The sequence below is a fragment of the Pseudomonas sp. PDM03 genome (genome assembly GCF_014852385.1).
Classification (GTDB): Bacteria; Pseudomonadota; Gammaproteobacteria; order Pseudomonadales; family Pseudomonadaceae; genus Aquipseudomonas; species Aquipseudomonas migulae.
On sequence record NZ_JACVBM010000013.1, the window covers coordinates 178899 to 191941 of the forward strand.

The following is a 13043-nucleotide window of genomic DNA, read 5'->3' on the forward strand; positions in this document are numbered from 1 at the left end:
ATAATCGCCCAACCTTTGCGCTTTTTTATCGAACCTATCGGAATAGACTCCTCTCCAACGCTTATCGGTTTAGGAGTCTTGAACATGGGTTTGTTAGTCGAAGGTCGCTGGCATGACCAGTGGTACGAAAGCAGCAAGGATGGCGCGTTCCAGCGCGAACAGGCGCAGCGTCGAAACTGGCTGACTGCCGACGGCACGCCCGGCCCGACCGGTGTGGGTGGCTTTGCCGCCGAGGCGGGTCGTTATCACCTCTACGTATCGCTCGCCTGTCCGTGGGCGCATCGCACACTGATCCTGCGCAAACTCAAAGGCCTTGAAAGCCTGATTGACGTGTCGGTGGTCAGTTGGCTGATGCTGGAAAACGGCTGGACCTTCGACAAGCACTTCGGCTCGACCGGCGACAAGCTCGATCACTTCAACTTCATGCACCAGCGCTATACCGCCGACACCGCCGACTACACGGGTCGCGTCACTGTGCCGGTGCTCTGGGACAAGCAACAAAATCGCATCGTCAACAATGAATCGGCGGAGATCATCCGCATGTTCAACGGCGCATTCGATGACTTGACCGGCAATGACCTGGATTTCTATCCGGCGCCGTTGCGCGGCGAGATCGATGCGTTGAATGAGCGGATTTATCCGGCGGTGAATAACGGCGTGTACCGCGCCGGGTTCGCGACATCGCAGACGGCTTATGAAGAGGCGTTCGATGGATTGTTTGCGGAACTGGATCGACTGGAACAGCTGTTAGACGCCAATCGTTATCTGGTGGGCGAATACCTGACTGAAGCGGACATTCGCCTGTTTACCACGCTGATCCGCTTTGATGCGGTGTATCACGGGCACTTCAAGTGCAACCTGCGGCGGATTGCCGATTATCCGAACCTGTCGAACTGGCTGCGCGAGATTTATCAGTGGCCGGGGATTGCCGAGACGGTGGATTTTCAGCACATCAAGAACCACTACTACGGCAGTCACAAGACCATTAACCCGACCGGTGTTGTGCCGAAGGGGCCGGAGCAGGACTTTACCGTGGCGCATGATCGGGCGCGGTTGAGCGGGAAAGGGGTTTGGCGCAAGGCCTGAGGTTTTTGCAGTTTTTGATGACCCAATCGCTAGCAGGCTAGCTCCCACAGGAGATTTGCGAACGACACAAATCCAGTGTGGGAGCTAGCCTGCTAGCGATGGGTCGGGGTCGCGCTCGACCGACGCGGTCTTCAGACTTGCGCCTGAGCACCCTCAAACCACGCCAGTTTCTCGCGCAATTGCACCACTTCCCCAACAATCACCAGCGTCGGTGCATGCACTTCATGCTCCGCCACCAATCGTGGAAGATCGGCCAGGGTGCCGGTGAACACCCGCTGATTAACCGTGGTGCCCTGTTGAATCAACGCCGCCGGCGTATCCGCTGCGCGACCATGCTTGATCAACTGCTCGCAGATGATCGGCAAGCCCACCAGCCCCATGTAGAACACCAGGGTTTGCGCCGGCGCAACCAGGTCACCCCACGGCAAATCGGTGGAACCGTCCTTCAGGTGCCCGGTGACAAATCGCACCGACTGCGCGTAATCGCGGTGGGTCAGCGGAATCCCGGCGTACGCCGCGCAACCGCTGGCCGCCGTGATGCCCGGCACCACCTGGAACGGGATGCCATGGGCCGCCAGTTCTTCGATCTCTTCACCGCCACGGCCGAAGATGAACGGATCACCGCCCTTCAACCGCACGACGCGCTTGCCCTGTTTGGCCAGGTCCACCAATTGCTGGTTGATCTGATCCTGCGGCACGGCGTGATCGGCGCGACGCTTGCCGACGTAGACCCGCTCGGCATCACGACGGCACAAATCGAGAATCGCCGGCGCCACCAACCGGTCATACAGCACCACATCGGCTTGCTGCATCAGGCGCAAGGCGCGGAAGGTCAACAGGTCGGGATCACCCGGCCCGGCACCGACCAGGTACACCTCACCGGTGGCAACTGGCGCTTCGCCGCTGATTTTCGCCTGCATCATGCGCTCGGCTTCAGCGCCCTGCCCGGCCAGTTGCCGGTCGGCAATCGGGCCCTGGAACACATCTTCCCAGAACGCCCGACGCTGCTGTACATCCGGAAACAGGCCTTTGACCTGACTGCGAAAACGCGCAGCCAGACCGGCCAGTTGACCGTAGGTGGAAGGAATCCAGGTTTCGATCTTGGCGCGGATCAACCGCGCCAGCACCGGCGCATCGCCGCCACTGGAAACCGCGATGATCAATGGCGAACGGTCGACGATCGCCGGGAAGATCACGCTGCACAAGGCTGGCGCATCCACCACGTTGACCGGCACGCAACGCCGATGAGCATCGGCGGAGACTTGTGCATTCAGCGGTTCATCATCGGTGGCGGCAATGATCAGCCCGCAGCCGTCCAGATCCGCTTCGACGTAGCCACGCAACAGGCACTCGCCACCGCTGCCGGCAACGAGTTCGCGCAGTTGCGGTTCGATTTCAGGCGCAACCACCCGCAGCAGCGCACCGGCTTCGGCCAGCAGGCGGGATTTGCGCAAGGCAATTTCCCCCCCACCGACGACCAACACACGACTGCCGCGAAGGTTGTGAAACAGCGGCAGATAGTCCATTTAGCCGATGACCTCGAGGCCACCCATGTACGGTTTCAGCACGTCCGGCACACGGATCGAACCGTCGGCCTGCTGGTAGTTTTCCAGCACGGCAACGAGGGTACGACCGACCGCCAGACCGGAACCGTTCAGGGTGTGAACCAGTTCAGGCTTGCCGGTTTCCGGGTTGCGGAAACGCGCTTGCATACGACGGGCCTGGAAATCGCCGCAGTTGGAGCACGACGAAATCTCGCGGTATTTGTCCTGGCTCGGGATCCACACTTCCAGGTCGTAGGTCTTGACGGCGCTGAAGCCCATGTCGCCGGTGCACAGCGCAAGGGTGCGATAAGGCAGTTCCAGCAATTGCAGGACTTTCTCGGCGTTGGCGGTCAGGCCTTCCAGCGCTTCCATCGAGGTCGATGGCTCAACGATCTGGACCATCTCGACCTTGTCGAACTGGTGCTGGCGAATCATGCCGCGGGTATCGCGACCCGACGCACCGGCTTCACTGCGGAAGCACGGCGTATGGGCGACGAACTTGATCGGCAGCAGTTTCGAATCGACGATTTCGCCGGCGACGATGTTGGTCAGCGACACTTCAGCGGTCGGGATCAGGTACAGATCGGCCTCACCTTCGCGAGCGATCTTGAACAGGTCTTCTTCGAATTTCGGCAACTGACCGGTGCCTTGCAGCGCTGGCGCCTGGACCAGATAAGGCGTATAGGCCTCTTCGTAACCGTGCTCGCTGGTGTGCAGGTTGATCATGAACTGCGCCAGGGCACGGTGCAGACGGGCGATCGGGCCGCGCAACAGGGCGAAACGCGCGCCGGACAGCTTGGCGGCGGTTTCGAAGTCCAGCCAGCCGAATTTCTCGCCCAGGGCGACGTGGTCCTGGACCGGGAAATCGAACGCGGTCGGGGTGCCCCAGCGGCGCACTTCGACGTTGCCGTCTTCGTCATCGCCGATTGGCACAGATTCGTGCGGCAGGTTCGGGATGCCGAGCAGGATCGAATCCAGATCGGTCTGAATCCCGTCCAGTTCCACTTTGCCGGCGCTCAATTCGTTGGCCATGCGCTCGACGTCCGCCATCAACGGCGCGATGTCTTCGCCGCGCTGCTTGGCCTGACCGATGGATTTGGAGCGCGCATTACGTTCAGCCTGCAGTGCTTCGGTGCGGGTCTGGACGGTCTTGCGCTGTTCTTCCAGCGCTTCGATGCGCGCAACATCCAGCGTGTAGCCACGGGATGCCAGGCGGTCCGCTACGTCCTGAAGGTTGCTACGTAACAGTTTGGAATCGAGCATGTCGGTCTCTCGTTATCAAAGTTTGGTCAAGGACAGGCCGGCCCAGGTGGCGAGCAGCCCGCCGAATACGCTGATGGCAGCATAGCCCAGGGCCAGTGGCACCTGCCCGCTTTCCAGCAGGCGCACCGTATCCAGTGAAAAGGATGAAAAAGTCGTCAGCCCCCCGAGGAAGCCGACAATCAGCCCGGCGCGCACTTCGAAAGGCACCTCCGGGCGAATCAAAAACAGACCGTATAGAACGCCGATCAGCAAACAGCCGACGATATTAACGGCCAGCGTCGCGGTATAGAAGTGCCGTGGCCAATTAGCGTTGACCCAATTGCCGGTGGCGAAGCGCAACAGCGTGCCAGCGATCCCGCCGACGGAAACCGCAACAATCAATGGAAGCACTATTTTCTCCGCTGCCGGGGGCTTAAACGGTCAAGTTGCGCAAGGTGATTGAGCTTCTCGCCGATCTTCAGCTCCAGGCCTCGCGGCACTGGCTGATAGAACGGTTGCGGCTCAAGCTCTTCGGGGAAGTAGTCTTCGCCGGCGGCGTAGGCATCCGGCTCATCGTGGGCATAACGGTACTCGTCGCCGTAACCGAGTTGCTTCATCAATTTGGTCGGGGCGTTGCGCAGGTGCAACGGTACTTCCAGCGAACCGTGTTCGGTGGCGCTGCGCATCGCGGCTTTGAAACCCATGTACACCGCGTTGCTTTTCGGCGCGCAGGCCAGATACGTGATGGCCTGGGCCACCGCCAACTCGCCTTCCGGACTGCCGAGGCGTTCCTGCACTTCCCACGCGGCCAGGCACAGGCTCAAGGCACGCGGATCGGCGTTGCCGATGTCTTCGCTGGCCATGCGCACCACGCGCCGGGCGAGGTACAGCGGATCGCAACCGCCATCGATCATCCGTGCGAACCAGTACAACGCGCCATCGGGATTGGAGCCGCGCACCGATTTATGCAGCGCGGAAATCTGGTCGTAAAACGCTTCGCCGCCCTTGTCGAACCGCCGACGGGTATCGCCGAGCAGACTTTGCAGCAGATCGACGCCGATTTCGCTGTTGTCTTCGGCAAGGTCCGAGGCGTTTTCCAGCAGGTTGAGCAGGCGTCGACCATCGCCATCGGCGGCGGACAGAAGCATCTGAAAGCCTTCATCGCTGAGGGTCAGTTGCTGTTTGCCCAGGCCACGCTCTTCGGTGAGAGCGCGATGCACCAGTTTGCGCAACGCCGCTTCGTCGAGGCTTTTGAGCACGTAGACGCGCGCCCGGGAGAGCAAGGCGTTATTGAGTTCGAATGAGGGATTTTCCGTGGTCGCGCCGATGAAGATCAGCGTGCCGTCTTCGACGTAGGGCAGGAAGGCGTCCTGCTGCGATTTGTTGAAACGGTGCACTTCGTCGACGAACAGGATGGTGCGTTTGCCGTACTGTCCGGCCTGTTGCTTGGCAATTTCCACCGCCTGGCGGATTTCCTTCACGCCGGCCAATACAGCCGAGACCGTTTCGAAGTGCGCATCCGAGACTTCCGCCAGCAACCGCGCCAGGGTGGTTTTGCCCACGCCCGGCGGGCCCCAGAAAATCATCGAATGCAGCGCACCCTGCTCCAGCGCTTCGCGCAAAGGCTTGCCGCGAGCGAGCACGTGTTCCTGACCGACGTACTCGTCCAGATTGGCCGCACGCAAACGGGCGGCCAAGGGCTGAGCTATCGGGGCGCTGCGAAACAGGTCCATCACTGCTTATGAAACCTCACTATGAACACCGCAATACCTGTAGGAGCCGGCTTGCTGCGGGCGGCGTTCCGACGATGGTGGGTCAGTCAACATCGTTGTTGAATGATAAACCGCCATCGCCAGCAAGCCGGCTCCTACAAGGGGCTGCGGGTTACTCCTGAATGATGTCCGCGCCTTTAGGGATGTCGAACTTGAACTTCGACGCCGGGATCGGCTCGTTGGCCTTCACGCCGGTAAACAGGATGTTGGTGCGCTGGCCGACGCTGTCGATCAGTTGCATGTCATTGACCAGGCCATTGCGGAACGACAGGCGCAGGCTGTCGAACAGGGTGTCCTTGGATTTCGGCTTCAGGGTGAAGTCGATCACGCCGCCGGCTTCCTTGGCACTGATGGCGAAGCTCTGGCTGATCTTCGACACGTCACCGGACAACAACAACGCCGGCGTCTGGCTCAGACGCAGATCGAGGGTCTTGATGGTGGCCTGTTCCAGGTCCGGGTCCCACAGGGTCACTTTCTTGCCGTCGGAAACCACGACTTGCTCGGCCGGCGCATCGGTGTGCCAGTAGAACAGGCCCGGGCGCTGCAGCGACATTTCACCGGCCGTTTCCTGCAACTGGGTGCCGCTGCCATCGAGGGTCAGCTGTGAGAAGCGTGCGGTCAGGGTCTGGGATTTTTCCAGGAGTTGGGTCAGACGCGCCACGTCCTTGTCGTCGGCGTGGGCCGAGAGCGTGGTCAAAGCCAGAACCGGCAGCAACAGCATGCGGATAAGACGCATGGGAGTCCTCATAACATTCGTGGGGAGTACGATGACGCGTCACTGCGCCATCGTTCAAAACATCAAATCAAATCAGTCGCGCACCGGGCCAGGCGCCAGGACTTCACGCGAACCGTTGGTGTTCATGGACGTCACGACCCCGGCCATTTCCATGGCTTCGATCATGCGTGCGGCGCGGTTGTAGCCGATCTTCAGCTTGCGCTGAACCGCAGAGATGGACGCGCGACGGCTTTCCAGCACGAACTGCACCGCTTCGTCGTACAGCGCATCGGTTTCAGCATCGTCATCACCGCCGCCACCGCCATTCTCAAAGCCGCTACCGGCCTCTTCGACACCGGCGAGGATGTCATCGTTGTATTCAGGCGCACCGCGCAGTTTCCAGGCTTCCACCACTCGGTGAACCTCGTCATCGGACACGAACGCGCCATGCACACGAATCGGCAGGCTGGTGCCCGGCGGCATGTAGAGCATGTCACCGTGGCCCAGCAGCTGCTCGGCACCACCCTGGTCGATGATGGTCCGCGAGTCGATCTTGCTCGACACCTGGAACGCCATGCGTGTCGGGATGTTCGCCTTGATCAGACCGGTGATCACGTCAACCGACGGACGCTGGGTCGCAAGGATCAAGTGGATACCGGCGGCACGGGCCTTCTGGGCGATACGGGCGATCAGCTCTTCAACCTTCTTGCCGACGATCATCATCATGTCGGCGAATTCGTCGACCACCACGACAATGGTCGGCAGCTTGGTCAGCAGCGGCGCTTCGTCGTGAATGCTTTCGCGCTTGTACAGTGGATCGCTCAGCGGCGTGCCGGCGTCCTGGGCTTCCTTGACCTTGGCGTTGAAGCCGGACAGGTTTCGCACGCCCATCTTCGCCATCAGTTTGTAGCGACGCTCCATCTCCGCCACGCTCCAGCGCAGGGCGTTGGCCGCGTCCTTCATGTCGGTCACAACCGGGCACAGCAGGTGCGGAATGCCTTCGTAGATCGACAGTTCAAGCATTTTCGGGTCGATCATGATCAGCTTGGCGTCTTCCGGGCCGGACTTGAACAGGATCGACAGAATCATCGCGTTCACACCCACCGACTTACCGGAACCGGTCGTACCGGCCACCAGCAAGTGCGGCATTTTGGCGAGGTCGGTGATGACCGGCTTGCCACCGATGTCATGACCCAGGGCCAGGGTGACCGGGGATTTGAAGTTGTCATATTCAGGCGTCGAGAGCACTTCGGAGAAGCGCACGATCTGCCGGTCTTCGTTGGGAATCTCGATACCGACGGTGGTCTTGCCCGGAATCACTTCCACCACCCGCACGCTGGTCACGGCCAGGGAACGCGCCAGGTCTTTCGCCAGGTTGGCGATGCGGCTGACCTTGACCCCGGCGGCAGGCTGGATTTCGTAACGGGTAATCACCGGGCCTGGGTGGATCGAATCCACCGAGACTTCGACGCCGAATTCCTTGAGCTTGATTTCCAGCAAGTGGCCGACGGCCGCCAGCGACTCGGGGGAATAATTGAGTTGTTTCTTTTCTGCAGGATCGAGAATCGAGATCGGCGGCAAGGTGCCTTCGACGGCGCTGTCGACGAACAGCGGCGCCTGCTTCTCTTTTTCCACGCGCTGGCTTGGCGCGGCGGGCTTCGGCGGCGCGGGGGCAATCACCGGCGGGACCTGCTTCTCGCGGTCCGACATGTGTTTGCTCAGGGCTTGCTCGCGCTCGATCAGGCGTTCCTTGACCTTGGCTTGCTCGCGCTTGTCGGTAACGGTCGGTGCGACCACCTCATGCACGCGATCATCGACTTCACGCAACTGCGCAACCAGCTGCTTGCGCTCGACACGGGCGGCCCACCAGCGGTTGGCCGCGCCCTGGAACACTTCGAACAGGTCGAGGGTGATCTTGCCGGTAACGTCCATCACCTTGAACCACGACAGGTCGGTGAACACCGTCAGGCCGAACAGGAACAACGCGATGAACAGCAAGGTGCTGCCCTGGATATTCAGCGCATTGCGGGCCAGGTCGCCAAGGCTTTCGCCCAACGCGCCGCCCGCGCCGGCCGGCAGACCGGTCGGTGCATGGAAATGGATGTGGGCCAGGGCCGCGCCCGACAGCACCAGGAACACCAGGCCGATCAGGCGCCAGGAAAACAGCCAGCCGCTCCACTGCCACGGCTCGTGGCGTTGACGGAAGATCTGGTAGGTCTTGACCGCCAGCAACAGCGGGAAAATGTAGGCGAAGTAACCCAGCACCATGAACAGGATGTCGGCACTGTAGGAGCCGACAGGTCCGCCAAAGTTCTGAACATCGTCGATCTTGCTGTTATGGCTCCAGCCCGGATCGTCCTTGCCGTAAGTCAACAAGGCCATCATCAGGAACAGGCACAGGCCGCCGATGGCGATCAATGCACCTTCCTTGAGCCGGTAGTGCAAATGCTGGCGCCAGAGCGGAACGACGGCTGGTTTAGGTGCTGCGGTGGATTTCTTCAAAACGCTTCTTTTCCTGCGCCTATGGCGCGTCCATCTGTTGAATGACTATAAAAAACTGCCCAATCCAGGCAGGTAAAAAAGTTAACCGGCGCAACTGGGACTACTTTTAACACTGCACTCCGGTTTTTATAAACACGGGGCGCACTGAATATTCAAGTGACCGGCACGCATTGTACGGGTTTGTTCGTACGATGCCATGCTGGCAGGCCATGGATCAGCATAGCTAACGGCGCACCGATTGCGATTCAATTTGAGCACGCATTCTCTTTCGTGACAAAGGCTTATGAGGTGTTTTATGAGCGAATCCAAGCATTGCCGCCTGATCATTCTGGGTTCCGGCCCTGCCGGTTACAGTGCAGCGGTTTATGCCGCCCGCGCCAACCTCAAACCTGTGGTCATTACCGGCATACAGGCAGGTGGCCAGCTCACCACCACCGTCGAAGTCGACAACTGGCCCGGTGACGTCGAAGGCCTGACCGGCCCGGTACTGATGGAACGCATGCAAAAACACGCCGAGCGCTTTGACACAGAGATCGTTTACGACCACATCCACACAGCCAAGTTGCAACAGCGCCCGTTCGAACTTATCGGCGACGGCGGCACTTATACGTGCGACGCACTGATTATTGCCACCGGCGCTTCGGCGCAGTACCTGGGCCTGCCCTCGGAAGAGACCTTCGCCGGCAGAGGGGTTTCGGCCTGCGCAACGTGCGACGGCTTCTTCTACCGCAATCAGGTGGTCGCCGTAGTCGGTGGCGGCAATACCGCTGTTGAAGAAGCGTTGTATTTGTCCAACATCGCCAAGGAAGTCCACTTGATCCACCGACGCGACAAGTTGCGCTCGGAGAAAATCCTTCAGGACAAACTCTTCGAAAAGGCGGCCAACGGTAATATCCGTTTGCACTGGAACCAGAATCTCGATGAAGTGCTGGGCGACTCCAGCGGCGTGACCGGCGCCCGCCTGCGCGAGAGCCACAGCGGCGAAACCAGCGAGCTGTCGGTGGCCGGCGTGTTCATCGCCATTGGCCACAAGCCCAATACCGGACTGTTTGAAGGCCAGCTGAAAATGCGTGACGGTTATCTGCTGATCAGAGGCGGCAGCGAAGGCGATGCCACCGCCACCGAGATCCCCGGCGTGTTCGCCGCAGGCGATGTGGCCGACCATGTTTATCGCCAGGCCGTCACTTCCGCCGGCGCCGGCTGCATGGCCGCACTCGACGCCGAGAAATACCTCGACGACATTCCGGCCGTTTGACGGCAAACTTCACGGTGGGCCTAACCGCCCACCACTGCCCTCCCCTTCTGTAAGCCCGGATGCCATGCTGACTTGGTTACAACGCAACACCCTGACCTTTCCGCCGCTGGATAAAGCCATGCGCGATCCCAACGGATTGCTGGCTGCGGGCGGCGATCTGTCCGCCGATCGTCTGATTCAGGCCTATCGCCATGGCTGCTTTCCGTGGTTTTCGGAAGGCCAGCCAATTCTCTGGTGGTCGCCGGATCCGCGTACCGTGCTGTTTCCCGACGAACTGCATGTTTCGCGCAGCCTCAGCAAGCTGCTGCGTCAGCAACGCTATCAAGTGACCTTTGATCAGGATTTTGCCGCGGTCATTCGCGCGTGCGCTGCACCGCGCGAATATGCCGACGGGACCTGGATCACCGAAGCGATGCAGAACGCCTACCTGGCGCTGCACCAGCGGGGCTACGCGCATTCGGTGGAGGTCTGGGATCAGGGCGAACTGGTCGGCGGGCTCTACGGCTTGGCGATGGGCCAGCTGTTTTTCGGCGAATCCATGTTCAGCCGCGCCGACAACGCCTCCAAATTCGGCTTTGCCACCCTGGTCAAACACCTGAAAGACTCGGGTTTCGTGCTGATCGACTGCCAGATGCCCACCGATCATTTGCACAGCCTGGGCGCCCGCGCCATTCCTCGTCGCGAGTTTGCCCGCTATCTTGCGCAGCATCTGGACCAACCCAGCCGTGCCACCTGGGTTTGCTGAGCGACTTTCGCGCGCGTGGCTTACACTTAATTCAAAGCTTATACCGAGGGTTGATCATGACCGAGTTGGCGCGTTTGAAGTTTTATGCCACTCAGCCCCACTCTTGCAGTTATCTGCCCGAGGAGCAGGCCACAACGCTGTTCCTCGACCCTAGCCAGCCCATGGATGTGCATGTCTATGCAGACCTGTCTGAAATGGGTTTTCGTCGCAGCGGCGATCATCTTTATCGGCCACATTGCCAGAATTGCAATGCGTGCGTGCCTGCGCGCATTCCGGTAGCGCAATTTTCGCCGAATCGTCAGCAGAAACGCATTTTCAAGCGCAATGCCGACGTGCAGGTGCGCCCGACCAAGCCGAAGTTCAGCGAAGAGTACTTCGACCTGTATCAGCGCTACATCGAACAGCGCCATGCCGATGGCGACATGTACCCACCGAGTCGTGACCAGTTCTCGACCTTCCTGGTGCGTGACCTGCCATTTTCGCGCTTCTACGAATTTCGCCTGGAGGGCCAGTTGCTGGCGGTGGCGGTCACTGACTTGCTGCCGAACGGTCTGTCGGCGGTCTACACCTTCTACGAACCCTCTGAAGAACGCCGCAGCCTGGGGCGCTATGCGATTCTCTGGCAAATCGCCGAGGCCCAGCGCCTGGGGCTTGAAGCGGTCTACCTCGGATACTGGATCAAGAACTGCAAAAAAATGAGCTACAAGACCCAATATCGCCCGATCGAACTGTTGATTAATCAGCGCTGGGTCATCCTGAACTAGAACCCCTTGGCTTAAACCCCATTTTTCGGGCACAATGCACGCCGCTTTTGCCTGGCGCAGTTGCACCGGGCCATTCATTGGACACCGAGGGCTTTACTGCATGTCGAAAGAAGACAGCTTCGAAATGGAAGGCACTGTCGTCGACACCCTGCCCAACACCATGTTTCGCGTGGAGTTGGAAAATGGGCACGTCGTAACCGCGCATATCTCCGGCAAGATGCGCAAGAACTACATTCGTATTCTTACCGGTGACAAAGTGCGCGTCGAGCTGACGCCCTATGACTTGAGCAAAGGGCGCATCACTTACCGCGCTCGCTAATCAAGTCAATACAAGACGCCCGGCTTTTGCCGGGCGTTTTTGTTTGTCTGCGATTTGGTTTGGCTTGGTGTGAATATCCATTTTTTGGTGATGGCTGGTATTGGTTTCGCTTTTACAGCGAGTCACTTTGGAAAAGCCCCAAAGTAACCAAAGGGCTCTTGCCCCTTTCGTTCGGTGCCTCGCTAAGGCTCGCCATACCCTCGCTCCGGTCCTGCTCCGTGGGCACGCCGCCATCGGCCATCCATGGCCGGGGGCGGCTAACCCGGCATCCATGCCGGGTTGCCCACTACGCAGAACCTCCACTCGGCCTCTCGAGGGGGCGACCACCGCCACAGCCGCCGAGGCGGCCTGAAAGCCGACCTGGCTCTTCCGTTGTCCGCGTTCTTCTTCTCTGCTGCGCTCACTCATTCCGGATATGTACACCGCCCCCCTGTAGGAGCCAGCTTGCTGGCGATGGACGCCAACGATAACGCGGGCTGTCTGAATGAACGCGTCGCCCAAACGCTTTTCGCCGGCAAGCCGGCTCCTACAAGGGATTGGGTTCACACGATTCAAAATTGTAGGAGCTGGCTTGCCAGCGATGGACGTCAACGATAACGCGGGGCTGTCTGAATGAACGCGGTGTCCCGACGTTTTTCGCGGACAAGCCTCGCTCCTACAGGGATCGTGTGCGCTTTTGATTTCCACCACTCATCAGGCCGAGCGTTAGCTCGCCTTCCGCTTTTGATCTGAGCGCCCCCTCGAGAGGCCGAGTGCAGGTTCTGCGCAGTGGGCAACCCGGCATGGATGCCGGGTTAGCCGCCCCCGGCCATGGATGGCCGATGGCGGCGGGCCCACGGAGCAGGACCGGAGCGAGGCACCGAACGAAAGGGGCAAGAGCCCTTGGTTACTTGGGGCTCTTCCAAGTGACTCGCCGTAAGGGCGAAACCAATAGCCGCCATCACCGAAAAAACGGATCTGCCCCCAAACCAAGCAGTGTCTAGTCCTGAAATAGGTTTACACCTGTTTCATCCCAGCGCCCGATGCATCGCATCGGGCGTTTTGTATTTCAAAGACTGGTGCGGACGCTCGTGGTTGTAGATCGATATTGATTCACTCA

General features: G+C 60.0%; 11 protein-coding genes and 1 pseudogene. 5 read left to right on the forward strand and 7 right to left on the reverse strand.

The annotated features are described in order from the left end of the window. Positions 1-84 precede the first annotated feature (84 nt). Positions 85-1086 carry a glutathione S-transferase family protein gene (locus IB254_RS18805; protein WP_192418725.1) on the forward strand — a complete coding sequence of 334 codons (1002 nt, stop codon included), beginning with the start codon at positions 85-87 and terminating at the stop codon, positions 1084-1086. Between the two features lie 131 nt (positions 1087-1217). Here IB254_RS18805 and cysG read toward each other — a convergent pair whose 3' ends face one another. The 6 genes from cysG to IB254_RS18835 all read right to left on the reverse strand — a co-directional run bounded on the left by cysG (position 1218) and on the right by IB254_RS18835 (position 8861). Further along, entirely contained in the window at positions 1218-2612 is a 1395-nt protein-coding gene (gene cysG / locus IB254_RS18810) for a siroheme synthase CysG (RefSeq protein WP_008029501.1), read from the reverse strand. Continuing rightward, on the reverse strand, positions 2613-3893 hold the full coding sequence (gene serS / locus IB254_RS18815) for a serine--tRNA ligase (protein WP_008043810.1): 1281 nt from the start codon (positions 3891-3893) through the stop codon (positions 2613-2615). It abuts the gene before it with no gap. A gap of 15 nt (positions 3894-3908) precedes the next feature. Further along, positions 3909-4283 (reverse strand): fluoride efflux transporter CrcB, encoded by a 375-nt coding sequence (crcB, locus tag IB254_RS18820; RefSeq protein ID WP_192227337.1) that lies wholly within the window; start codon positions 4281-4283, stop codon positions 3909-3911. Next, entirely contained in the window at positions 4283-5605 is a 1323-nt protein-coding gene (locus tag IB254_RS18825; protein WP_192418727.1) for a replication-associated recombination protein A, read from the reverse strand. The genes crcB and IB254_RS18825 overlap by 1 nt, the downstream gene beginning before the upstream one ends. 151 nt (positions 5606-5756) lie before the next feature. Beyond that, on the reverse strand, positions 5757-6380 hold the full coding sequence (lolA, locus tag IB254_RS18830; RefSeq protein ID WP_008043813.1) for an outer membrane lipoprotein chaperone LolA: 624 nt from the start codon (positions 6378-6380) through the stop codon (positions 5757-5759). A 72-nt stretch (positions 6381-6452) separates the two neighbouring features. Continuing rightward, entirely contained in the window at positions 6453-8861 is a 2409-nt protein-coding gene (locus IB254_RS18835; RefSeq protein ID WP_192418736.1) for a DNA translocase FtsK, read from the reverse strand. Between the two features lie 295 nt (positions 8862-9156). Here IB254_RS18835 and trxB point away from each other — a divergent pair, with 295 nt between their 5' ends. The 4 genes from trxB to infA all read left to right on the forward strand — a co-directional run bounded on the left by trxB (position 9157) and on the right by infA (position 11944). After that, positions 9157-10116 carry a thioredoxin-disulfide reductase gene (gene trxB, locus IB254_RS18840; protein ID WP_192418738.1) on the forward strand — a complete coding sequence of 320 codons (960 nt, stop codon included), beginning with the start codon at positions 9157-9159 and terminating at the stop codon, positions 10114-10116. A gap of 64 nt (positions 10117-10180) precedes the next feature. Next, a complete protein-coding gene (aat, locus tag IB254_RS18845; protein ID WP_192418740.1) occupies positions 10181-10861 on the forward strand; it encodes a leucyl/phenylalanyl-tRNA--protein transferase in 681 nt (226 codons plus the stop codon). A 56-nt stretch (positions 10862-10917) separates the two neighbouring features. Further along, the gene (locus tag IB254_RS18850) at positions 10918-11625 is read left to right on the forward strand and encodes an arginyltransferase (protein ID WP_008029519.1); all 708 of its coding nucleotides are present in this window, start codon (positions 10918-10920) and stop codon (positions 11623-11625) included. A 100-nt stretch (positions 11626-11725) separates the two neighbouring features. Next, a complete protein-coding gene (gene infA / locus IB254_RS18855; RefSeq protein WP_002553999.1) occupies positions 11726-11944 on the forward strand; it encodes a translation initiation factor IF-1 in 219 nt (72 codons plus the stop codon). Positions 11945-12923: 979 nt separating this feature from the next. Here infA and IB254_RS18860 read toward each other — a convergent pair. Beyond that, positions 12924-13043 (reverse strand): annotated as a pseudogene (locus tag IB254_RS18860) (integrase core domain-containing protein); the annotation flags it as partial.